Origin of the sequence: Pseudarcicella hirudinis (assembly GCF_900115665.1) — a bacterium.
Classification (GTDB): Bacteria; Bacteroidota; Bacteroidia; order Cytophagales; family Spirosomataceae; genus Pseudarcicella; species Pseudarcicella hirudinis.
In genome coordinates, this window is sequence record NZ_FOXH01000005.1 from 404,571 (window position 1) to 430,102 (window position 25,532).

General features: G+C 39.9%; 16 protein-coding genes. 14 read left to right on the forward strand and 2 right to left on the reverse strand.

What is annotated here, in order from left to right:
- Positions 1 to 36: 36 nt before the first annotated feature.
- A complete protein-coding gene (locus tag BM179_RS11755) occupies positions 37 to 873 on the reverse strand; it encodes a metallophosphoesterase family protein (RefSeq protein WP_092016986.1) in 837 nt (278 codons plus the stop codon).
- Between the two features lie 52 nt (positions 874 to 925).
- Positions 926 to 2,164: an alkaline phosphatase family protein gene (locus BM179_RS11760; RefSeq protein ID WP_092017065.1), complete on the reverse strand. Its 1,239-nt coding sequence runs from the start codon at positions 2,162 to 2,164 to the stop codon at positions 926 to 928.
- A 573-nt stretch (positions 2,165 to 2,737) separates the two neighbouring features.
- Between BM179_RS11760 and BM179_RS11765 the strand changes: the two genes are divergently transcribed.
- From BM179_RS11765 to BM179_RS11830, 14 genes are all read left to right on the forward strand, one after another.
- Entirely contained in the window at positions 2,738 to 3,355 is a 618-nt protein-coding gene (locus tag BM179_RS11765; RefSeq protein ID WP_092016988.1) for an RNA polymerase sigma factor, read from the forward strand.
- A gap of 75 nt (positions 3,356 to 3,430) precedes the next feature.
- A complete protein-coding gene (locus tag BM179_RS11770) occupies positions 3,431 to 4,522 on the forward strand; it encodes a FecR family protein (protein ID WP_092016990.1) in 1,092 nt (363 codons plus the stop codon).
- 373 nt (positions 4,523 to 4,895) lie between these two features.
- The gene (locus tag BM179_RS11775) at positions 4,896 to 8,354 is read left to right on the forward strand and encodes a TonB-dependent receptor (RefSeq protein WP_177219372.1); all 3,459 of its coding nucleotides are present in this window, start codon (positions 4,896 to 4,898) and stop codon (positions 8,352 to 8,354) included.
- Positions 8,355 to 8,379: 25 nt separating this feature from the next.
- Positions 8,380 to 10,113, forward strand: a complete 1,734-nt coding sequence (locus tag BM179_RS11780) for a RagB/SusD family nutrient uptake outer membrane protein (RefSeq protein WP_092016994.1) — start codon at positions 8,380 to 8,382, stop codon at positions 10,111 to 10,113.
- A 142-nt stretch (positions 10,114 to 10,255) separates the two neighbouring features.
- Positions 10,256 to 12,781 carry a hypothetical protein gene (locus tag BM179_RS11785; RefSeq protein WP_092016996.1) on the forward strand — a complete coding sequence of 842 codons (2,526 nt, stop codon included), beginning with the start codon at positions 10,256 to 10,258 and terminating at the stop codon, positions 12,779 to 12,781.
- A 232-nt stretch (positions 12,782 to 13,013) separates the two neighbouring features.
- Complete coding sequence (locus BM179_RS11790; protein ID WP_092016998.1) at positions 13,014 to 14,483, forward strand: sulfatase family protein; 1,470 nt, start codon at positions 13,014 to 13,016, stop codon at positions 14,481 to 14,483.
- A gap of 218 nt (positions 14,484 to 14,701) precedes the next feature.
- Positions 14,702 to 16,183, forward strand: coding sequence for an arylsulfatase (locus BM179_RS11795; protein ID WP_092017000.1), 1,482 nt, complete (start codon positions 14,702 to 14,704; stop codon positions 16,181 to 16,183).
- Between the two features lie 1,040 nt (positions 16,184 to 17,223).
- Positions 17,224 to 18,060, forward strand: a complete 837-nt coding sequence (locus BM179_RS11800; RefSeq protein WP_092017002.1) for an EboA domain-containing protein — start codon at positions 17,224 to 17,226, stop codon at positions 18,058 to 18,060.
- An 86-nt stretch (positions 18,061 to 18,146) separates the two neighbouring features.
- Positions 18,147 to 19,166, forward strand: a complete 1,020-nt coding sequence (locus BM179_RS11805; protein WP_092017004.1) for a TatD family hydrolase — start codon at positions 18,147 to 18,149, stop codon at positions 19,164 to 19,166.
- 3 nt (positions 19,167 to 19,169) lie between these two features.
- Positions 19,170 to 20,051 (forward strand): UbiA-like protein EboC, encoded by an 882-nt coding sequence (eboC, locus tag BM179_RS11810; protein ID WP_229632939.1) that lies wholly within the window; start codon positions 19,170 to 19,172, stop codon positions 20,049 to 20,051.
- 134 nt (positions 20,052 to 20,185) lie between these two features.
- Positions 20,186 to 21,328 carry a 3-dehydroquinate synthase gene (locus BM179_RS11815; RefSeq protein WP_092017008.1) on the forward strand — a complete coding sequence of 381 codons (1,143 nt, stop codon included), beginning with the start codon at positions 20,186 to 20,188 and terminating at the stop codon, positions 21,326 to 21,328.
- Between the two features lie 34 nt (positions 21,329 to 21,362).
- On the forward strand, positions 21,363 to 22,568 hold the full coding sequence (gene eboE, locus BM179_RS11820; protein WP_092017010.1) for a metabolite traffic protein EboE: 1,206 nt from the start codon (positions 21,363 to 21,365) through the stop codon (positions 22,566 to 22,568).
- A 42-nt stretch (positions 22,569 to 22,610) separates the two neighbouring features.
- Complete coding sequence (locus BM179_RS11825; protein WP_092017012.1) at positions 22,611 to 23,981, forward strand: alkaline phosphatase family protein; 1,371 nt, start codon at positions 22,611 to 22,613, stop codon at positions 23,979 to 23,981.
- Positions 23,982 to 24,230: 249 nt separating this feature from the next.
- Positions 24,231 to 25,508 carry a M20/M25/M40 family metallo-hydrolase gene (locus BM179_RS11830; RefSeq protein WP_092017014.1) on the forward strand — a complete coding sequence of 426 codons (1,278 nt, stop codon included), beginning with the start codon at positions 24,231 to 24,233 and terminating at the stop codon, positions 25,506 to 25,508.
- Positions 25,509 to 25,532 lie beyond the last annotated feature (24 nt).

A 25,532-nucleotide genomic window follows, 5' to 3' on the forward strand; every position in this document is an offset into this window, starting at 1 on the left:
CTCTTCCTTCTTTTGTCCTAAAAATATTCCTAACCCTTAGCCGATCTTATTATAGTTTACCTGTTTCTGAGACGAAGGGTTCATCTGGTAAGTCAGAATTTCTCCGTTTTTCAAAATCTCCACGATTCTGTAACCTCTGTAATCAGTTCCCCAGTTTCCTCCGAAATGGGCATCAAAGAAATAGTATTTACCATTATTTTCCTTTACCCCATCCTGGTCGTGGTCATGCCCGTGAAAGACGCCTTTCAGATTTGCCTGGTTATCAAACATTTCAACCAATTCAGGACATGGGATAGCATTCTTTGTCCATGAAACAGGCGTAATATGCATGAAAACAAATAATTCTTTCTCATTTTTGAATTTTGCCAATTCATTTCTTGTCCATTCCAGATCCGGGCAGATATATTTTCCTCCTTCATCAGCAGTATTCAAAATCATAAAAGCTGTTCCTTTTTTCTTAAAGGAATGATGCAGAGAAATTCCCCAGGTTTTCTTCCAGGTTGGCTCATCAACTTTATCATGATTTCCATGAGAAACAAAATAAGGCATTTCCAATTGGTCAAAAACATTTTTTGCCTGCGGCAGAAATACCGGATTATCATGAAAAATATCACCGTTTATGACCGTAAAATCTATTCCTCTCTGCGCCTTTTCTCCATTAATCCAGGAAACCAATTCCAGATGTCGCTGCTCAAACTGAGTTTCAGGTTGTCCGAAATGCCCGTCGGAGGCAACTGCAAAACGCAATCTTACATCTTCCCTGGCCGGCATTTTAAAAGTATCAGAGGAAAAAGACTGAAGCATATTTCCCGCTCCGATCATAAAAATACTTTTGAGACTCACATCTAAAAACGCTCTTCTCGAAAAATCCATAGTTATATTCGATTAGGTAAAACTGAGATTACTTGACGATGTTTTTGTTTTCTTATTTTTTCTCCGGAATAATCCAGTAATTCAGGATATTATTCGCTCCTTCAAGCACAACTTTGTAAAAACCTGAAGGCATTACTTTGATATTAAATGATGCTTTTTGCTCAGAAGCTGCCACTGTACCCAGCAATTTATACGTGTCTGCTCTTCCTTCTGCAAAATGATTGGCAGTACTCAGCCAAACCTTTACATCTCCTTTATTTTCCAGGGCTTTCCAGCTTACTTCTATATTATCATCCTTTAAAAAAGCCTTTGGCTGAATAATTGAGATTTTATTAAGAAATGATACACCATCCAGTTCTACAGCACGCTCCCTTGGGATTTTCAGGGACATGAATTCAGCAATTGTTGGCATAATATCTACAATACCGGGCTCAAAATCATGGTAATATTTATTCAGTTTCTTTGCATTGGTAACCATCCAGGTGGTTCTTTCACGATCAGATTGTCCTCCATGGTTTTTTCCGGTTTTTGCATCTCTTCCATGATCAGTTGTGATAATAATCAACCAGTCTTCTTTGAATTTATCTTTCCGGTATTCAACAGCATCCCAAACTCTTCCAACCTGATTATCAACATATTCTATTGCTTTTTGCTGTTGTTCGCTATCACCGAATTTATGTCCCATATCATCAGAATATTCCAGATAAACCCATGACAAATCCGGTGCATCTTTCTGAATACATTTTGCTGCTTCATCTGCTACTTTTTCATCGATGTGATGGATATACATACTTTGTTTATCATGCGGGAAAGCAGCGGTATCCAGTTCATAACCATCTGCAATAAAATCCATTTTAAGATTCCCGGCTTCTGCAAGTGACTCTCCGATTAATTTGGTACGGTTGTCAGTCCAGGTAGAGAACACCGCTAATTTTTTTTGTGGCTGCTGAGTTCTCAGAAGTCTGAAAATATTCCAGTAATTATAATTTGGTGCTTTAATATCATTACCCCAGACATTATGTTTATTAACCCAGGTGCCGGTCAGTAAACTATTATAACCTACTGCAGAAATAGTTGGCGTCTGCGAATAAGTATCTCTGCCTCCTCCTACATAGGCACGGGTATAACCTTCTTTTCCCGCAATTTTTCTTAGGTTTGGAGTAGGTGCCTTTTCAATCACATCTGCCGGAATACCATCAACGATGATAAAAACTACCTTTTTTTTCTGAGCATTTACCAGAACAGATGAAAACAACAAGCACAAAATCAAGTGTAATTTTACTAAATTCATAAATTTAATTTTTGTGTTAAAAGAAAGGATTTTTGCAAAATTCATTCAGGAATTGTTATATCCCGCATTTTCAATTTTACCATTTTGTTAAAACAAAGCCGGAAAACTTTATTTCAATGGCATTGAATTACATTATTTCTGCACAACGTATAAATGCTGTGCTCTATTTCATATGGATTATTCAGCGGTCAGAAAAAAGGTTACGGATAAGTAAAGAAACAGAATAAGTCTTAATTTCTCTTCCTCATTTCAGTATTTGGCAGAAGTGGTTGTTAGTGCAATCGTTTGCGCACAAATACACAACCGATTGCACATTTTTTATTTCGTTATTCCCGTAAGAATTACTTTTATTCTAGAAAATTACAAATTAGATTTATAAAGTTTTTAGAATTATTACATACATGTCTGTGAATGTAATGTTGTTTTCAAAGACGAAAAACAACATCCTCGAAACTTCATCAATTATTTGAACTTACCACTATTCTCCACCGGTTTTCAAAAAATCTCGACTGGTTTATTCTTTTCGGGGTAAAAATTGTTGTAAAACCCGTAAATATACATTAAAAATATTCCGTGAAACTATCTCAATTATCTTCCCCTGTTTCTGATATTCAATTGTGGGAACAATTGAAGAACGGGAGTGAACTGGCTTTGGGAAAACTGATCAGGAAATATTTCAATCTTTTGCAGAATTATGGTTTCAAATTCATTAAAGATGAAGATTTTATCAAAGATTGTGTACAGGAGGTTTTTATAGAAATATGGAATCGCAGGGATAATATTTCAATTCCGGAAAGCGTAAAGGCTTATTTATTAAGTTCGGTAAGAAAAAAGGTTTTGCGGGAAAGCTTTCGTCAGAAAATCGTTCGTGATGAATTTGCCACTGATATTGAAAATAGCCTGAATTTTATTGAATTCTCCCCGGAATGGACCATTATTGAACAGGAAAGCCTTTCAGAAATGACCCAAAAAGTCTCTGAATTACTAAACCAGCTTCCTAAACGGCAAAGAGAGGTGATTTATCTGCGTTTTTACCAAAATCTTGAAAGAGATGAAATCGCTCAGATTATGGAATTAAATCCTCAATCAGTCTCTAATCATTTACAGGCTGCCTTTAAAACTTTCCGGGAAAACTGGACTGGATTCGTGCTTCTCCTGCATCTGATTTCGACAGGTAAAATATTTTTTTAATTTTTTTCAGAAAAACAAGTATCCGGCACCGACTTTCGCCATCCTTAATATGAATCCCTGAAAAGGACACCGGTAATGAAGATTGATTATCATAAATATAATTTTGAAGACTTCGCCCGTGACGAATCATTTCGTCAGTGGATAATATATCGTGATAGCCAGGCTGAGGCATTCTGGTTGGAGTGGATGATTGAAAATCCCGGGTTTGAGTCAAAAATTAATCTGGCAAGGGCATTTCTGTACGCCCTGGAAGAAAAAGACACCAGCCTTGGCAATTCAGAACTCGATGCTGTGGCAGATGAAATTATCCTGGAGCATAAACCTAAGCGGATACCATTCCTGAAAAGCAGTATATTCAGATGGGCTGCTTCCGTTCTTCTCATTGCCGGTATGGGAGTTACGGCTTTTTATTTCTTCAAACCCCTGACTGACAAAAGTTTGAGTACACTTGAAAAAATCAGTCCGGTTCTGATTGAAAATTATATTGAAAAGGCCAATAATTCTGATAAAACCCAGGAAATCAAACTGGAGGACGGCAGTAATATCACCTTATATCCAAAAAGTAAAATCCGTTATCCAAAGGTTTTTACCCTGAAAAAAAGAGAAGTTTATCTGGCAGGCCAGGCCTTTTTTAATATTGCCAAAAATCCTAAACGCCCTTTCTGGGTTTATACCAGTCATATTTCTACACAGGTACTCGGCACAAGTTTCATGATAAAAGCCAACGAAAATGCCAAAGATGTAAAAGTGGAAGTAAAAACCGGAAAAGTCTCAGTTTATACCCTGAAAGATCTGGAAGAAAGACATGAGAAACAGCAGGTTGAACTGGCCGGAATAATCCTTACACCCAACCAACAGGCTTCTTATTCCAAAAATGATGATCGCCTGATCAAATCTATTGTAGATCACCCGGATAAACTGGATTCAGCTCCGGCCGAAGAACTGCATTTTTCAGAAACACGGATCAGCAAAGTATTTGATCAGCTCGAACGTACATACGGGCTTACTATTATCTACGACTCCAATAATATGAAGGACTGTTTTCTGACAGCCAATTTTGAAAATGAATCTCTTTTTGAAAAACTGAATCTCATCTGTAAAGTCACGCACTCCAGTTATGAGATTTCCGACGCACAGATTATCATACACAGTAACGGTTGCGAATAATTTCGCTTTCCGGAATCCCTCTGCCCTCCTATTTTTCATGATATAGTGCAAAATGCGCAAAATTCTGCGTATAGTGAATTTCCTATTCCTCTGTCTTAAATAATTTGATATTTTTTTTACAAAAAATTAAATAAAAACAAGTATCAAAAGACAATTCTCACCATCTCATAATTGAATTCAAAGAAGCCGGCTCAATTTCTTTTATCATTCACATTTAACAGAATACATATGATATAAAAAGGGAAGCTCTCCTTATCATTATCGGAAAGACCTCAACATATGAGATATTTCCTCAAAACTCTATAAGATTTATTCAATTTTAACTTGAAAAAAAATGATTGGATTTTTATATAAAAAACCCCTCCGCACTATCATGAAGATTTCAATAATGCAGTTATTGATCGCACTGGTTTTCATGGGGATTACTAAGGCGAATATAACCAGGGCTCAGGAAGTTTTAGATCAGAGAATCTCACTCCAAAGTTCGAACGAGACCTTTAAAAAATTGCTTACAACGATTGAACGAAATGCCCATGTCAAATTTGTTTACAATCCTCAGGATATCAGAAATGTACAGCCTCTTTCACTTGATATAAAAAATGAAAGGCTCAGCGAAGTGCTTGACAAAATTCTGATCCCTTTAAATATTTCGTATGAAGTAAGCGGGAAACAAATTGCACTTTTCAGAAAAACTTCTATTTCTGTCCTTGAAGTAAAACCCATCCTGAATACTTATCCGGAAAATGAATCCTCCGACCAGCTGATCACCGGAAAAGTGGTTGATGAAAAAGGCGATGCTATGCCCGGAGTCAATATCCTGCTGAAAGGAACATTAAAAGGGACTGTCTCCGATGGCAACGGGCAGTTTAAATTAAGTATCCCCTCCAAAGAGGCCATTCTGATTGTCAGCTTCGTCGGATATGAAAAACAAGAGGTTTCAGTCGGGAATAAGACGAGTCTCCTTATTACGCTAAAGGCCTACATCAATGCCATGGACGAAGTAATTGTTCTGGGATATGGCACCCAGAAAAAAATAAACATGACCGGGGCTGTCTCGACAATGAATTCTAAAGAAATTCAGTTGATTCCGGCATCAAATTTATCCAACGTTCTGGCAGGTCGTATGTCCGGAACTTTTATCAGCTCACAAACAGGTACTCCGGGTATTTCTTCAGGAATCAAAATACGCGGACGTTCTTCTTTCAGTACTCCTCCGGGGTATAATCCCGGTGATCCTGCCGGTGAGGCGATTGCAACGTCTCCGATTTACGTGATTGACGGAGTAGTCAGAGACAAAGTCAGTTTTGATGCTTTATCCCCGAATGAGGTAGCAGATGTATCTATTTTGAAAGATGCAGCTTCAGCAGCTATATACGGATCCCGTTCTTCTAATGGGGTAATCCTGGTAAGAACAAAAACCGGAAGCACCGGAAAGCCATCCATTTCTTTCAGTTCACTTACCAGCGTTCAGACAACCGGAGTGCTTCCCCAATTTCTGTCACTGGATGAAAGTGTAAAGTTACACCGTGCAGTAAACGGAGCCGGATCAATCACAAATGAAGAGCTAAACTATGTAAAAGCTACCAACCCGCAGGGATTAAACTTTTACAACGACGCTTACAGGAATCCAAAAAACCAGCAGATCAATCTGAGTGCTTCCGGAGGAACAGATAAAATCAAATATTTTCTGGGAACTTCCTATTTTAATGAATCTGGTTTTTTGCCTAACGTAAATTACCAGAAATACAACCTTCGCGGAAACATTTCTGCTGAGCTGGTAAAAAACCTTACAGTAGGGCTTAACTTAAATACCAGCACAGGAACCAGAGAACGTTTCAATTTCACCTATGATTACGGTTCTGATGACTTAAACAATTTATGGGGTAAACTCCTGTATATGGGCACAAACGTTCCGAGCTACATTGATGGCAAACCTGTTAATCCGGGTTGGTTGGGGAATGTTATTGAAATGATGAAAAATGGTGGATACTGGAGAAATGAAAATCAGCAGATAGATGCTTTGATTACGGCGGAGTATAAAGTACCGTTTATCAAAGGACTCGCGCTTAAATCATGGTACAGCCAAAATACCAATAACAGTTTTGTCAAAACATTTGCCAAAAAGCAATTGCTTTATAATTTCAAAACAACCGGTGCCAACAACCTGATCTATACGAATGAACTGGTAAGTCCTACTCCGGTATTAAGTGGTGATCCGGGACAGGAATATGTAGGAAATGAATATACCAAAGCTAATTCCTATCAGTTTGATATGCAGGTAGCTTATGACACTACCATCGGAAAACATACATTCGGGGTTCAGGGAATTTATGAGCAATATGAATATCAATCCAATTTCTTTTCTGCATACCGCTATAATTTCCCGGCCTTTACTACAGACCAGTTTTTTGCAGCAAGCGGAAACAATGCTGACTGGAAAAACGACGGAAAGGAAGTTCAGGACGGAAGATTATCCTACATAGGCAGATTAAACTATGAATACGATCAGCGTTATCTCTTTTCTGCTTCAGTCAGAAGAGACGGCTCAGTAAAATTTGCTCCGGATAAAAGGTGGGGATGGTTTCCTTCTGTATCCGCAGGCTGGGTGATTTCCAATGAAAACTTCTTTAAAGCCATGGCATCGAAATCTGTTGATTTCATGAAACTCAGAGCTTCTTACGCCACCACCGGAAATGATGTAATAGGCGGCTGGCAATGGCTGGATCAATACAATATTGACAAAAACTCCTATTATTACGGAAATGGTATCTCGGGCCCCCGCCTCACTTACGGAGGAATACCTAACCCGAATCTGACCTGGGAAAAATCTCAATCACTGAATATTGGTTTAGATGTAGGGCTTTTCAGAAATGTCAACATGACCCTGGAATACTGGCAAAGACATACCTATGACATCCTGGGACGTCGGGTACTTGCCGTTCCGTCAGAATTCGGAGGCTCTCTGCCTGCAGAAAATTATGGAATCATGAATTCCAACGGAATTGAAATTGAACTGGGTTACAAAAATTCTGTCGGGAAAAATTTCAGATATGAAATCAAAGGTAATTTCAATTATGCCACAAATACTGTAATCAAACAAGATGTTGCAGCCAATGCCCTTCCATTTCAGGATCCTAACGGTAAACCTTACGGCTACCTCTATGGCTATAATGCGATAGGGGTGATTAAAAACCAGGCTGACCTGGATAAATTACCTAAAGGCTATACCATAAACGGAGTGGCGCCACAGTTGGGAGACATGCTTCTGCAGGATGTGTCAGGGCCGAATGGCGTTCCGGACAATAAAGTAGATCAATATGACCAGGTAGTACTTTCTAAATATAACGGAGCCTCAAATGCCCCGATCTCTTACGGAATCTCGGTTAATTTATCTTATAAAAACTTTAGTATCGAAACCTTGTTTGCAGGACTGGCCGGCTTTACTGTTACTTATAACGATGCCTGGGGAAGGAATTTTGGCGGAGGTTTCAGAGTACCAAAATACTATGAAAATGCCTGGAGTCCTGAAAACCCGAATGGAACAGCTCCTGCACCGCAACCCTGGGGTAATGCCCATGCCGCAGGATATCAGTGGACTTCCTCATACAATACTTATAACGGAAGTTTTCTACGGATGAAATACCTGAATCTTAATTACAGACTTCCGTCTCAGTTTAGTCAAAAATTAAGAGCGAAGGACATCAGAATATTCCTGTCGGGAACCAACCTCTTTAACATCACAGAATTCAAGTTTTTTGATCCGGAGGTGTATCAATTTATGAGTTATCCTGTCATGAAAACATTTTCCGCAGGTTTAAGCATCAATTTCTAATCTTCAGGCAATTAAAGATAAAAGCATGACAAAGAATATAAAAATAATCTTTTCTGTCGCACTGTCAGCCTTTCTGATAAGCTGTGAAAGCGTACTTGACAAACAGAATCTGGCGGGGGTAAATCCACAGACTGTTTCAAGCGATGTGAATGTGGCCAATGCATACATTAACAACCTTTATGCAACCATAATGCCGGGTAATCCTTCCGGCAACGGAAACGGTACAGACGAAGGAGTACCCTATGAAAAACAATTCAATGCTATATTACATGGTACAGCTACTATAGAGGTTTTAGATAATTTTAAGCAATACGAAAACATTCGAAGCATTAATATTTTCTTAGACAATCTGGATGCTGCAACTTATGCGCAGAACAGCAAAGATCAGTTTAAAGGAGAAGCTTTATTCTGGAGAGCCTGGGCTTACAATACTTTAGTCAGCAGTTACGGGGGGGTTCCTCTTATACTCAAAGCACAAGCTCCGACAACAGACCTTACCGTATTAGCGCAAACCCGGAACAAAACTTCCGAATGTGTGACGCAAATACTCAAGGATTTAGACGATGCCATCGCTTTACTTCCCGAAACTTCCGATCCAGGAAGAATAGATAAAGGCAGCGCAATGGCTTTTAAGGGTCGGGTATTACTTTTCTTTGCCAGCCCGCTGTTTAACGGACTAGGAGGCGTTGCTACCTGGAAAAAAGCTTACGATGCCAACCTGGCTGCCAAAACTTTTCTTGATGGCAAAGGGAAAGGTCTTTTTAGCCCGTACAAAGATATCTGGGATGTAGAGCTAAATAAAGAAGTGGTAATGGTCAGAAGATACAATTATCCTCAGGCTACTTATTTCCAGGGCGGATTGATGCCATTGAACTGGTCTAAAGATGATGTCGGATATGATCGCCCATCGCTTGAGCTGGTTGATGCCTTTCCGATGAAAGACGGCTCTTCCTGGAATCCGGGTACAGATGGATACAGTAAATTTTTCATGAACCGGGATGATCGCTTTTATGCAAACATTGCCTATAACGGCTCCCCTAATCAGTACCTGAAAGGAATGAGAGACAGCAAAAGTTATCTGTGGACTTACTGGAATAATATTACTGACTACAACGGAGTAAAAGGAATCATCGGAAAACATAATCAGGTTACTGACGAAGGAACATTACCTTCAGCTTCAGGATTTTACCGGATCAAGGCCATTGACAAAAATATCGACAAAGGTAATGTGTACAATGCTGCTGTAGACTGGCCTGAAATCAGATATACTGAAGTACTGATGAATCTTGGGGAATGTGCCAATGAGGTTGGTGAAACCAATACTGCCCTTCAGGTATTGAAAGATGTCAGAAACAGAGCTAATATTTCTGCCGGAACCGACGGAAATTTTGGGATTCTTGCAAAAACCCAGACTGAAATAAGAATAGCTTACCAGAAAGAACGGTTTGTTGAATTTTGCTTCGAAGGAAAACGCTGGAATGATATCCGTCGCTGGAAATTATTTGATCAGCTTAATGCCCTTCCGCAGAGACATGGATTGGCAATTACACTTAAACCAGGTGTTCCTGACATGGCTCCAATGGCAGATCTTAATACCAATTATGATAATTTTACCTACAAGGTTATTACATGTGATCCGATAAATCTGGCACTGAAAGATCAGTATTATATTTATCCGATACCCAAAGCCAGACTTGACAGGAATGCAAAACTGGAACAAGTAAAGGGCTGGGGAGGAACATTTGATCCATTCCTTTAATAAAGATGCCGGGGAAAGGGTATTTCCCCGGTATTTTTTTCTTTTTCAGTCAGTATCATAAAACCGGCCCGGATTCGTCGAATCAATTTTAAATATTTAATTCATTTTCAGGCCATTTTACAATCATTTCAACATTTCGGTAATGAAAATCTTTCAAAACTTTGTACTTATCTCTATCATACTTTTCAGTACTACGCTCAGAGGGCAAATCAATCTGAAAACCAACTATTCTACCATCAGTATTAATGGAAAAGGATTCATTACATCAATTAAAGATAAAATAACGCATAAAGAATATTGTCCGAAAGGCCGTCCTTCTTCCTTATTAAACCTGCATTCTCAAAATAAATACCTTGAACCGCAAAGTGCCTCCTTTAATCCCCAAAAAGGAGAAATACTGTTAAACTATTCCAACGGGTCTGTGGCCAAGGTTAAATTACTGCAAAAAAAGCACTACCTGCGATTTGAACTGGTTTCACTGACAAATCGCGAACAAATAGATAATATCGTTTGGGGACCTTATAAAACCAATATTTCCAAAACTATCGGTGATATCATTTCAGTAGTACGCAGTGATGATTTTGCCATCGGAATGCTGGGTTTGAATGACAATACTACCAGCGGTCCGCCTAACGACGGTGATATGTCTTTCATGTATTACTATATCCATTCTCCTGATCCTAAAAAATATCCTCTGCCTCCACATCTGAAAGAAGGGCAAACCTTCAAAATCGGTGGAGATGGTATCAGCGACATTGCTTTCTATTCCCAGCCGGAAGAATATTTCAGAATGTGCTACGGCAACGGAGCATTACTGGAACCTGAGTTTGGTTCATCAATCTGTATGCATTCGAGAAATCGCCGGAAAGAACAAATGATCAATTTCCCCGTCCTGCCGGATAACGTGGACGGTGGCTTTAATTCAGCCAGACACCAGCTTGTGGTGCCGACCAATGCAGATTTCATCGGCTCAGCTATCGCTCTCTATGCCTGTCCGGACACACTTGGACTTGCCACTATTGAAAAAATTGTCTTAAATGAAGGATTACCGCATCCTGAAGTAGATGGAAAATGGATCAAAGATCCGAAAGCTTACAAACCGGATATCGCCTGGTGGGGTGCGCATGACAGTCTGAGTGTTTATGCCAGTCAACTCGGACTTAATGCGGTACAGGATGAAGGTTTGGGAGAATATTATCCCAACCCCGCTAACCGCTGGGCCAAAAAGAAAATACAACTGAATAATTACGGACTTGATATTCCGGAATTTGGGGCAATTATGCAAAAAAATGGCATCAGATATGGTTTACATACACTTTGCGAGTTTCTTCAGCCTCATACCAGCGACGTCTCGCCGACACCAAATGATAGTCTGGCTATTATGATGAGAACGCATATTACCCGAAACCTCCTGGAAAATGACAGCATCATAACAGTAGCCGACACCAGCTATTTTCATGAATTCGGCGGTTGGGAAGGTAATCATACCAATGTACTAAAAATCGGGAAGGAACTAATCGAATACACAGGTATTACCAAAACACAGCCTTATACTTTTCTGGGTGTAAAAAGAGGTTTTCATGGTACAACCGCAGGTTCTTATCAGGCAGGTACTACAATCGTTAAACTTCAGCCTAACTGTTACAGAGGCTTTGCTCCGGATATGAACCTTCAAGAGGTTTATGCTGACTATTATGGCCGCCTGCTGACAGATGGCAAAATGGATTATATTGATTTTGACGGACTGGAAAGCTGTATTTATCAGGGACACGGACAGTATTCTTTTAAAAGATTTTTCAGAAAACTGTTCGACAGTTATAAAAACAACGGCGGACAGTACCTCAGAGTAATGGGAAGCTGTGTTTATGAAGGAAACTGGCACTATATGAGCGTTTGCAACGTCGGAGGAGGTGACCATATGTTTAGCCCAGTACTGAATAAATGGGGGATTGAAGGGAAAGATATGCGTTACGTTTTTGAGAGCAACTATTTCCCGGCCACATTCGGAATTATCAATTTCAGTCCTGCCTGGAGCTTATACGATGCAGAGAATTTACAAGCCAAGTCCATCGGCTGGAATGCCACTTACATGTTAGGATTAAGTCAGGAAACTGTAGAGAAAAGTGCAGAAAAACAAGCCATTTTCAAAGCTTACCGAACCTGGGAAAATGCCAGAGCAGCCAATGTTTTCAGCCCTGCACATAAGAAATTGTTAAAAGACCTGAATTATAAATTTCATCTTGAGGAAAAAGAAAAAGGGAAATTCGCATTATCTGTCATCAGAGAGAATCGCTTCATGCTATATGCAGCACCTGATTCCAGCAAACAATTCAATGTTTTCAATGAATTTGACAATCAACCCCTGCAATTTTCAATAAGGTTAACCGGAAACAAAAACAGCCTGGCAGCGGGAGTCTCTTTCAGCCTGAACCAGAAAACATACAATATTCCAACGACAATCAGTGAAGGGCAATTCCTGATCGCTGAAAAAGGCAGACTCTATCTGACAGATCGTAACAGGAAAAAACTCAAAGAGATTACAAATGTTACCTTACCATCTCTTCCTTCCGGCAAGCATATCATGCAATGGCAGATTAATACGGCTTCGGATAAGGAAATCAAACTGGAAGTAGTGGTAAGTACCTTTGGCAAGACGTTATCTGTTTAAGCTTTTTTATCAGGGCTTTCCGTCTGAAACACAGCAACGGCTTCTGAACGCAATCTTCCGGTAGTTTATTAAAAAGAGTAATAGTCAGAGTATATATTCCGGCTATTGCTCTTTTCTGTTATTAAATGGTTCCTATCCGTTTTTCCCCGGGACAGGTAAACAGAGAAACGATTTTATTTGAATACCTTTGCCGGGTTCGATTTTTTATTCTGAAATCCAAACTGATGAACTTATGAAAAAAATAAAGGTCTGTATTGTCTTACTGACTCTTGCCGTTTTGCTGATCACTACCGGCAGTTCCTGGAAACCCTCTCCTAACCCGCAAAAGCCTCCGAATGTTGTGTTAATTTTTATGGATGATATGGGTTACGGTGATCTATCCTGTTATGGAGCAACAGGGTATAAAACACCTAATCTGGATCAGCTGGCACTGGAAGGAACCCGTTTTACAAATTTCCTTGCGGCTCAGGCAGTTTGCTCCGCTTCAAGAGCAGCTTTGCTTACAGGCACTTATCCCAACAGAATAGGCATAACCGGCGCATTGATGTCATGGGCAGATAATGGTATAAATCCTGAAGAAGAAACCATTCCTGAATTACTAAAAGAAAAAGGATATACCACCGGAATTTTTGGCAAATGGCATTTGGGTCATCATCCTGAGTTTTTGCCTTTACAGAACGGTTTTGATGAGTTTTACGGAATCCCGTATTCAAATGATATGTGGCCGGTGGAACCGGACGGAAAACCTGCTACAACCGGATTAAAGTCCAGATTTCCTGTTCTTCCGCTGATTAGCGGAAATGACAGGGTGGCAGAAGTGAGAACTCATGCAGATCAGAATAAACTGACCACTACGCTTACAGAAAAAGCTGTTTCTTTTATCAACCGAAACAAAAGCAAGCCGTTTTTCTTATATTTTCCACACCCGATGCCCCACGTTCCGCTGGGCGTTTCTGACAAATTCAAAGGGAAAAGCGGAGTCGGAATGTATGGAGATGTAATGATGGAAGTGGACTGGTCCGTCGGACAAGTCCTGAAAGCCCTGAAAGATAATGGTTTAGACAGAAACACGCTTGTAATTTTCACAAGCGACAATGGCCCATGGCTTAATTATGGAAACCATGCAGGATCTGCGGGGGCATTCCGTGAAGGAAAAGGAACGTCTTTTGAGGGCGGTCAGAGAGAACCTTGTATCATTCGCTGGCCGGGTCAGGTACCTGCCGGAAGGGTTTGCAACAAATTGCTTAGCAACATGGATTTACTTCCGACAATTGCCAAAGTTTGTGGAGCGAGATTACCTAAAAATCGTATCGACGGCATTGACTGGACAGAATTACTGAAAGGAAATGAATCAATTACTCCCCGTAAAACCTTTTATTACTATTATCGGAAAAATAGTCTTGAAGGTGTAAGACGTGATCATTGGAAACTGGTATTTAACCATCCCGGAAGAACTTATGCAGGATATTTGCCGGGAGATGACGGCTGGCCGGGGCCGAATACTGAAGACTTCGCCTTTCCAAAAGCACTTTATGATCTGAGAAGGGATCCGGGAGAACGTTATGACGTTAAGGAAAAATACCCGGAAATCGTGGCAGAACTTGAAAAACTCGCTGAGGAAGCCAGACAGGATTTAGGCGATGATCTGCAAAATAAACCGGGTACAAATCTCAGAAAGTCGGGAATGCATACAGAGAAGTAAGCTCAGCAAACCATTTTACAATAAATTTTCAAGAAATGCACAATCGGTTGAACTGGCCTGTTTGACCGATTATGTGCATTTAGCTTCAATTCCTCTGAAAATTATCACATTTGATTATAGCTCTTCCTTATTTTTGGGTGTTTTTACCGGAAAAAGTCGGAGGCTTATTTCCTTCCCGAAATTCATATGCAGGAATTTTCATTCCAACCTGTTTAATCATGAAAAGAAACATTTCTATTCTGGCTCTGCTCTTATTGTCAACCATTTTTTCAGCGAAAGCGCAGACCCGGAAAGCTAAGCCCAATATCATTTACATCTATGCAGACGACATGGGTTATGGTGAATTAGGCTGTTATGGTCAGCAAAAGATCAGAACACCTAATCTTGACAAGCTTGCCAAAGAAGGAATCCGGTTTACACAGCACTATGCCAGTACACCTGTATGTGCCCCCTCAAGATGTCAGCTTATGACCGGAAAACACGGAGGACATTCTTACATCCGGGGTAATTATGAATTAGGCGGTTTTGCCGATTCAACCGAAGGGGGGCAGATGCCACTGTATCCAAATGCCCTGACAATCGGGAAGATTCTCCAGAAAGAAGGCTATAAAACCGCCTGTATCGGAAAATGGGGTATGGGAATGAGCAATACTACCGGAGATCCCAACAAACAGGGATTTGACTATTTTTATGGTTTTTTAGACCAGAAACAGGCTCATAATCATTATCCTACTCATTTATGGGAGAATGGAAAATGGGATACTCTAAACAATCCGCCGATAGAAGTTCATCGTAAAGTTGATAAGAATAATATTACCGATGCCACCTTCGACTATTACATCGGCAAAGAATACGCAGTAAATAAAATCGCCGAAAAAGCTCTGAATTTTGTTAGAAACAATAGAAAAGGCCCTTTTTTCCTTTATCTGCCATTCCCCTCTCCGCATTTATCGTTACAGGCACCTAAAGAAGCCGTTCAGGAATACATTGGCCGGTTTGATGAAAAACCTTATTTAGGAGAAAAAGGGTATTGCCCTGTCCGTTACCCGAAATCTACTTATGCTGCCATGATTACTACCATGGATAAGAGAATCGGGGAAGTGATTGAACTTGTTAAAAACCTGGGGCTGGATGACAATACCATTATCATGTTTTCAAGTGACAACGGAGCTTCCACAGTGGGTGGAGTTGATACGGAGTTTTTCAAAAGCCTCGGAGATTTAAAAGGTGCGAAAATGGAAGTATATGAAGGAGGAATCCGGATACCGTTTATTGCAAGATGGCCTGCTAAGATTCCTGCCGGAAAAGTAACCAATCATGCTTCCGTACAATATGATCTCATGGCGACTATCAACGAATTACTTGGAATCAAAGGAATCCAGACAGACGGCACTTCCTTTTTGCCCACCCTGCTCAATAAGGAAAAGCAACAGAAACAACATGAGTTTATCTATTGGGAATATCCGGAAAACGGCGGTCAGGTTGCTATCCGGATCGGAAACTGGAAAGGTGTTAAAAGAGATATGATTAAAAACCGACAGGCTAAATGGGAACTTTATGACCTGAACAAGGACGTTACAGAAAGCCACAATATTGCAGAACAGCATCCTGAAATCATTACTCAGCTTTCTATGATTCTGAAAAGGGAACATACTCCGAGTCATATAAAAGACTGGGAATTTGTGAGTCCGAAATTTTAAAAGAACACCGATCTTTTATTAAAACGGAAGTCTGATCCCGTTTTCCGGATTTCAGGCTTCTGTTTTCTTGAAATATTACTACATATTTTCAGCACTTTGCCGATTTTCTACTAAACCGACTGAAGCCTCTGAGTATAAACCCATCTTTTATCACTCAATTTTTAAGGATTTTCCTCTCTTTTTGGCATTCATCTCAAGCTTTTCTGCGTATTCACCGCCAAATTATACGCAAAAAAAGTAATAATTCCTCGCCAGTGTAAAATAACCTATTTAACGGTTAAATACCTAATTGTCTATAACATACATTTCAGTAAAAGTATTAATTTTGCATTAAGTTAAACTTTTCCAAGAAATAATTTCATTAACCGGATAAAGTATTACCTATTAATCCTTAAAACGACATCTGACTTTTTTCCATTGCTAAACTTTAAAAATATGAGCTTAAACAAAATACTTTCTAAGTACGAGTTGGTAATTGTATTTATCTTTTGCCTGAGTCTCGCCTGCTGCTATAATAGTGTTTTTAATTTTCTGAACAAGAATCTACCTGGCAATTCGGGTAAACCTACTAAAAGCAATATCTCCGTAAAATTTAACGGTTAATATATATACTTTTAAAATACCTCAATTGGTAAGCTTGATTGTTTTACTGAAAACATATCAGCTTATTAATTGAGGTATTTTCTTTTCCTTTCAACCTTCCTGACATTCATTTTTAAATTTCTCTGTCCCGGCAAAACCTATTCTTTTCAAAAGACCATTCCCCTTCGCTTTTTTCTTTCAAAATGCTATGATTCCCGGATATAGTTGTAACAAAATTATTTTCACTTAACTAATGACAAAAATCATCATTTATACCAAAAGCTAAAAACACCACACAACTATCAGTAGTTCAATCAATTAGCCACCAAATACCACTGTCTCATCCCTGAAAACGGTAATATTTAACTCAATTTCCCTAAAAACCAAGATACCATACTGCTCAGTTGTCTTTATCTTTAACAAAAAATTAAGAAATACCCGTTTTGTCACAGCTCAAAATGTCAGCGAAACCACTCATCTGCGAAATTATTAAACAAAATGCCACTGAAAAGGAAATTCTGTGGCTAAACGATAAAGTAAAAAGCGATTCAAAAACAATCTTAACCGCTTTTGTGGCAACTCCGAGATTTATCAGGAAAACAATCATTGAAACTTCTGATAATTCCCTTGCTGAACCGGTTCCCGGCTGGTCTGTAAAAGGCTGGTCTCTTGACCGACTGGTCAGGATATATCTATTGCTGCATTTGTCGTCTGAAGACAAAACTTCTTATTTCAAAAACATAGAAACATTATTTGAAACCGGAGAAATCAATGAACTGGTTTCTTTGTACTCGGCATTGTCTGTTCTTGACTTTACAGAAGACTGGGTTTTCAGAGCAACTGAGGCGGTGCGTTCTAACATTGGTTTTGTATTTGATGCCATCGCATTCGGGAATCCCTACCCTGCCAGGTATTTTTCCAATCCGGCATGGAATCAATTAGTGCTAAAATGCATTTTTAATGATAAACCGGTTCATTTAATTTTAGGACTGGAAGAAAGGGCTAATTTAAAACTGGCTGAAACTCTTTCTGACTTTGCCCACGAGCGATGGGCTGCGGGCAGAAAAGTACCGGCACAGGTTTGGAGACTGGTCAGTAAATTTGTCAATGAGACTATTTTAAAGGATCTTATTCACCTTTTTGAATCGAACGATAAATATGACCGGATGGCTGCGGCATTAGTATGTTCAGAAACCAATTTTGAACCAGCTCATTCGTTATTAAATAAGTTTCCTGAATTAAAGCAGGGTGTACAAAATAAAGTGTTCAGCTGGACGGAACTGGAAATTCTGTAAAATTCCTCATTTTGTTTCAGACAGATGCAGGAAGAATAGGCATGACCCGGGCGTAAAAGTAAAATCAATTTTCCCTACTAAATAAAATGTGTCTTAATCACGATAACATACAGCAGAATCCTTCTCATTTTGAAGGAAGTCCGCAAGAATTAGCACTTGCTACCAATGTTCAGGAAAATTTCATGGATTATATCAAAGACCTGAAGTTTTTTGATCCTCATATTCACATGACTTCCCGTACAACCGATGATTATCAGGCTCTGGCAGATGCAGGAGTTGTGGCAATCATAGAGCCGGCTTTCTGGCTTGGTCAGCCCCGTACAGGACTCGCAACGTTCAAAGATTATTATAGCAGCCTGATCGGCTGGGAACGTTTCCGTTCCTCTCAGTTTGGCATCAAACATTATTGTACGATAGGACTTAACTCCCGTGAAGCTAATAATGAGGCATTGGCAGAGCAGGTGATGGAAATTCTGCCGCTCTACCTTTACAAGGAAGGCGTAGTAGGTGTAGGTGAAATAGGTTTCGATGACCAGACGGCTGCTGAAGAAAAATATTACCGTTTACAGCTTGAACTGGCAAAAGAAGCCGGACTTCCTGTGCAAATCCATACACCTCACCGTGATAAGAAAAAGGGTACTGAAAGAAGTATGGCCATTGCGCTGGAACATGGTATTGATCCGGGAATGGTAATTATAGATCATAATAACGAAGAAACTGTAAAAAGTGTGCTTGATCAGGGTTTCTGGGCTGCCTTCACTATTTATCCGTTTACCAAAATGGGAAATGAAAGAATGGTAGAAATTGTAAAACAATATGGCTCAAAACAGATTATGATCAATTCTGCCGCAGATTGGGGCATCAGTGATCCGCTTGCTGTGCCAAAAACGGCTGCTTTGATGAAAATTAAGGGTATTTCTTCTGAAGATATTCATATGGTAACTTATAAAAATGCCATTGATGCCTTTGCCCAAAGCGGCCAGATTAAAGTGGAAGATTTCGAAAACCCACAGGAAATAGACCAAAGTCAGACTTTTAACGGCAATACTATTTTAAGAGGCGGTCAACAGCCCAGAATTGATAAAAATGCCATTGTAATCAGATAAGCCTTGAATATTAAAGCATACTTACAACTCATGCGGCCTGCCAATATTGTTACGGCAGTGGCTGATATTCTGGCCGGGATTTCCATTGCAGGGTTCAGCTTTTCCTGGGATGAATCTTCCTGGAAACCCATTCTTTTACTGATTATTGCCACGAAAGGTCTTTATGGCGGCGGGATTGTTTTCAATGATGTTTTTGATGCAAACCTGGACGCTGTGGAAAGACCCGAAAGACCCATTCCAAGCGGAAGAGCAAGCCTTAAAGGAGCAACTATTTTAGGGACAATTTTACTGTTAACCGGAATACTGAGTGCCTGGCTTTTTAGCACTCAGAGTGGTGTAATAGCCCTGATTGTCGCTATTCTGGCTTTGGTATATAACCGCTTCGGGAAACATCATCCTTTTTTTGGTCCGGTTAATATGGGATTGTGCAGAGGTGGAAACCTGATATTAGGCATGAGTATTGTTGCTTCTGCCGTTTCTCAATATTGGTTACTGGGTATTGTTCCGGTAATTTATATTGCAGCCATCACAATGATCAGCCGCGGAGAGGTACACGGAGGAAGTAAAACCATACTTTATTTTGCAGGTTTTTTATACATTCTGGTAAGTCTTTCACAGTTGACTTACGCACAACAGCATGTTTCTCCGCCTTATGTACTTTTCTTTGTAATTTTACACTTTGCATTGATATTTAAACCATTAGCTAAAGCTATCGAAAACCCGATAGGCCCGAATATTGGCAAAGCGGTAAAAGCAGGTGTCCTTTCTTTGATTGTGATGGATGCTGTTTGGGTAAGCACTTCCGGGAACTGGATTCTCGCTTTGCTTGTATTAGCTTTACTGCCACTTTCCATGTGGCTGGCTAAAATCTTTGCAGTTACCTGATTTCGTGGATTTCAGCACTTGTATTCATAAAGTATTATCAGGAGATTCTGCCCACTTTGGTTGCAAAATCTCCCGGAAGGATTTCACAACTGTCTTGAAAAAGGCAGTTTTTATAATTTCATTCAGACCAGTTTATGTCATCGATAAAGCAATCATTTCAAGTACAATTTTCGTATAATATTTTATTTACGAAAAATTTATTCGCTATTGAAAATCAACTTTTTGCAGATTTCTTAAAGAACTTTGGCAATCCGGATTTCCGTAAAAAAATACTGTTTATTGTTGACGAAGGGGTTGCCGGAACTCATCCGAATCTTCAGGATTCAATAAAAGCATATTTCAAACAAATTGACATCATAGATCTTGCTCCGGAAATTCTGGTTTTACCGGGAGGAGAAATTGTTAAAAATCAACCTGAATATTTTGAAAAAACGCTTCAAGCAATTGATACATACGGCATTGATCGTCACTCATTTGTAGCTGCAATTGGCGGCGGTGCGTTTCTGGATATGGTAGGTTATGCCTCCGCAGTAGCACACAGGGGTGTAAAACATATCCGTATTCCCACTACAGTACTTTCTCAGAATGACTCAGGAGTCGGGGTGAAAAATGGTATTAATTTTGTCGGAAAAAAGAATTTCCTGGGTACCTTCGCTCCTCCGGTTGCTGTGTTCAATGATTCTGAATTTCTGAAAACACTTCATGAAAGAGACTGGAGATCAGGTGTTTCAGAAGCTGTAAAGGTTGCATTGATCAAAGATCTGGCTTTTTTCGAATGGCTTGAAAAAAATGCCCCGGCCTTAAAAGCCAGAGATGAGAAAGTAATGAATGAGCATATTTTCAGATGTGCAGAATTACATGTTCAGCATATCGCCAGTGGAGATCCTTTCGAAAGCGGGTCAGCCAGACCTCTGGATTTCGGACATTGGGCAGCTCATAAACTGGAATATCTTACCAATTTTGAAATCCGTCACGGAGAAGCTGTTGCTATCGGGATAGCATTGGATTCTGTGTATTCATTCCTCAAAGGAGATCTTTCCGAATCAGATATTGAACGAATTTTAATGTTGCTGCAAAATCTGGGTTTTAAAATTTATCACCCTGCTCTTTCTGAAAACGACAAAATTAACCTTTGGAAAGGATTAAATGAATTCCGTGAACACTTAGGCGGTCAGTTAACTATTACCCTGTTAAAAAAGCTTGGGAAAGGTGTTGAAGTTCATGAAATCGACTTTGATCTGGTGAAAAAATCCGTAGATATCCTTAGTAAAATTTAATAGTAACCTTGCCTGACAAAATTACAAAGCTGACATGATAACCCCTTACGGTCATTTAACATATTGCAGTAATATCCATACCGGAGAAGACTGGCAGCATCATTTCGGAATACTTCAGGAAAGTATCCCTGCCATAAAAAAATCGGTAAGTCCCCAGAACCCAATGGGTATCGGACTAAGGCTTGCTAATCAGGCCAGTATAGATTTGTCTGATCCAAGCAATTTACTTGCTTTAAAAAAATGGCTCCAGGAATCTGATTGTTATGTTTTTACCATGAATGGCTTTCCTTATGGTGGTTTTCATAATGTAGTGGTAAAAGATCAGGTTCATGCGCCCGACTGGACGCATCAGGAAAGAGTAGATTATACCATCAGATTATTCCATATTCTGGCTGAAATTCTTCCGGAAGACCTGAATGAAGGTGGTATTTCAACGTCTCCACTTTCCTATCGTTTCTGGTGGAATGAGGCTCAGGCTCTGGAAAAAGCTACCCAGAAGGCTACATTAAATATGCTGTCGGTAGTTGATAAACTGATAGATATCCGTGAAAAAACCGGAAAAATCCTTCATTTGGATATTGAACCGGAACCGGATGGTATTCTGGGTAATGCTGCAGACTTCATCAGCTGGTATCAGCATGTACTGATTCCGATTGGTAAAGCTTATTTACAGGAAAAACATCATATTTCTGAGGAAGAAGCCCTTGAAGCGATTCGTACCCATATCCAAATGTGTTACGACGTTTGTCATATCGCTGTAGCATTTGAGGAACCTAAACCAGTGCTGGCACAATTGCATGAACTTGGCATAAAAGTTGGTAAAATTCAGATCAGCTCAGCCATTAAGGTAGATTTTTCAAAAAATCCATTGGAGAAAATCAAAGCAATTGCTCAATATAATGAGGCATCTTATCTGCATCAGGTGGTAGCATTGATGAATGATGGTACTTTCAGAGAATATCCGGATCTTACTGAAGCAATCATGGATTTTGAAGAAAACAAACACCGGGAATGGAGAGTACATTTCCATGTCCCTTTATTCATTGACACTTATGGCTTGCTGACTTCAACACAGTCAGAAATAGTAAAAACCCTGAAAATTCAGAAAGAACAGCCCTTCTCAAACCATCTGGAAATTGAAACTTATACCTGGGGAGTTCTGCCTCCGGAAGTACAGATTCCATTGAATGAGTCAATTGCCAGAGAAATTGAATGGGTTCAACATAATCTTAAAGGATAATCTCTGCGATTTACGGTAGCTTTATCCAAAATTTGTTTCTTCATGAAAAAAACAGTTGTCATTGATATAGTTGGTCTGAGCACCAGTGTAATAGGAGAATATACTCCTTTCCTGAAAAAATACCTGTCAGAACATCATCTGACACATATCAAACCGGTATTGCCTGCCGTAACCACCACCTCACAAAGCTGTTATCTTACCGGAAAATTCCCTGATTCTCATGGTGTGGTAGGTAACGGATGGTATGACAGGGAGGATAGCGAAGTTAAATTCTGGAAACAATCCAATAAAATTGTAAAAGGAGAAAAAATCTGGGAAGCTGCCAGAAAGGTTAATCCGGATTTTACCTGTTCTAAAATGTTCTGGTGGTACAATATGTATTCTACCGCAGATTTTTCAGTTACGCCCCGGCCTCAGTACCATGCAGATGGTGTAAAAGCACCTGACTGTTATGCCTATCCTTCAGAGCTGAGAGACCAGTTGCAGGAAGAACTCGGACAATTTCCCTTATTCAGTTTCTGGGGACCGAATGCCAATATCAAATCTTCCAAATGGATTGCAGATGCTTCAGTATGGGTAGATAAAAAACATGATCCTACTTTAACACTGATTTACTTACCACATCTGGATTATTGTCTGCAAAAGTTTGGCGTGGATTTTAGCAAAATCAGCAAAGAATTACTGGAAATAGACCAGCTTGTTGAAAATCTGATTAATCATTACCGCAGTAAGGATACCAATATCATTTTACTATCTGAATATGGTATCAATGATGTAAACCGTCCGGTACATATCAACAGAATTTTACGGGAAAACGGACTGATTTCGGTAAGGGTTGAACGTACTTATGAACTATTGGATGCAGGGGCGTCCAAAGCTTTTGCTACGGCCGACCATCAGATAGCCCATATTTATCTGAATGATCCTTCTGTAAAAAGTCAGGTGAAAAAGCTACTTGAAAATACCACAGGTATTGCCATGGTGTTAGACGAAGAGGGGAAAAAAGAGCACTATATTAATCATGACCGGGCCGGAGATCTGGTAGCAGTGGCGGATGCAGACAGCTGGTTTACCTATTATTACTGGCTGAACGATGCCAAAGCCCCTGATTATGCCAGGCTGGTAGATATTCACCGCAAACCGGGTTATGATCCTGTAGAAATGTTCATGGATCCTAAAAATCCGTTTATCAAGCTAAGAGCAGGATACAAATTAGCCCGTAAATTACTGGGATTCAGGTATCTGATGGACGTTATTCCTTTGGATGCAAGTCTGGTAAAAGGCTCCCACGGAGGTATTAATATCAGCAAATCCTATTACCCCGTACTTATTTCTGATACCCCAACAGGCAAAGAAGAAATTCTGGCCACGGAGGTTTATGACGTTATATGGCAATCGGTTTTCGGGAAATAATTAACTGCCTGTGAAAAGTGAGTGGGCTGTGAGACACAGCCCACGACCAAAACCAACCCATGCTCTCTGTTCCACAGAGCATAAATTTCAAAGTCACAAATTTACCCCATTCTTAAAGGCAGTCCGTGAACACACAAACCTCTGCAAAACCCCGGTAGAAGAAAAGTCAGGAATCACTGTATAAAATCAAACCCTAAATTTCATTTTTAGATAGAAAATCTGTAAAATAGAGAAACAAACTAACTATTAATGAAAAAATACATACTACCTTTAAGCATTTTTGCCCTTCTTCATTTCAAAAGCGCCGGACAAAACCTTAGTCCGACGGAACAGAAAATTGTACAATATATCAATGCCCAAATGCCTCAATCTGAGGAATTACTGAAAAAAGTTGTCAATATCAATAGTGGAACACTCAATCATGAGGGTGTCAGAGAAGTGGGAGCTGTTTTCAGGAAAGAATTTGACGATTTAGGCTTTCAAACGGAATGGATTTCTCTACCTGATTCATTAAACCGTGCCGGACACCTTGTAGCTGAAAGAAAAGGAAAATCAGGTAAAAAGTTATTCCTGATCGGGCATCTGGATACGGTTTTTGAAAAAGCCATGTCTTTCACACCTTATACCTATCTCAATGATTCTACCGTAACAGGTCAGGGGGTAAATGACATGAAAGGTGGCGATGTCGTATTAATTTCCGCTTTAAAATCCCTCAAAGCCAATGGTTTACTTGATAATACTTCTCTGACCGTTTACTTTACCGGAGATGAGGAAAGTTCAGGAAAGCCTGCCTCCGTCAGCCGTAAAGATTTCATCGAAAGAGCCAAAGCCTGTGAGATAGCTCTGGCATTCGAAACAGCCGTGGGCATGAATACTGTGGCAACAGCCCGGAGAGGTGCAAGCGGATGGAGATTGAATGTAAAAGGCATAATGGGGCATTCTTCTACTATTTTCAGCCAGCAGGCAGGATATGGTGCGATATTTGAAGCTGCCAGAATTCTGAATGAATTCAGAGAAAAACTAAGCGGAGAAAAGTACCTTACTTTCAATCCGGGTTTAATTATGGGTGGTTCTGAGATTAATAATAATGAAGCCATTGGCAAGGATAATATTATCTCTCCGCGCGTTACCGTTTCAGGAGACCTTCGTTTTCTTTCAGAAGCACAAAAAGAATCAGCGAGGGCCAGAATGAAAGAAATCGTTTCGGCCAGCTTAAACAAAACCAAGGCCGAAATCACATTTCAGGATGGTATTCCTGCGATGGAACCAACTCCTGAAAACGGAAAATTACTGGAAGTACTCAACAAAGTCAGTTTAGACCTTGGTTTTGGAGAAGTTAAAGCCGGAGATCCGGGTTCGAGAGGTGCCGGAGATATTTCATACATTGCCAAATACGTAGCTTGTCTGGACGGATTAGGCGCTTCAGGAAAAGGTGCACATGCTCCGGGAGAAACCATGAATATTAAGGAATTTCCCAAACTGGTTCAAAGAACGGCTTTACTGATTTACAGACTTACAAGGCCTTAAATGAGGTTCTGAACAAAAAGCATT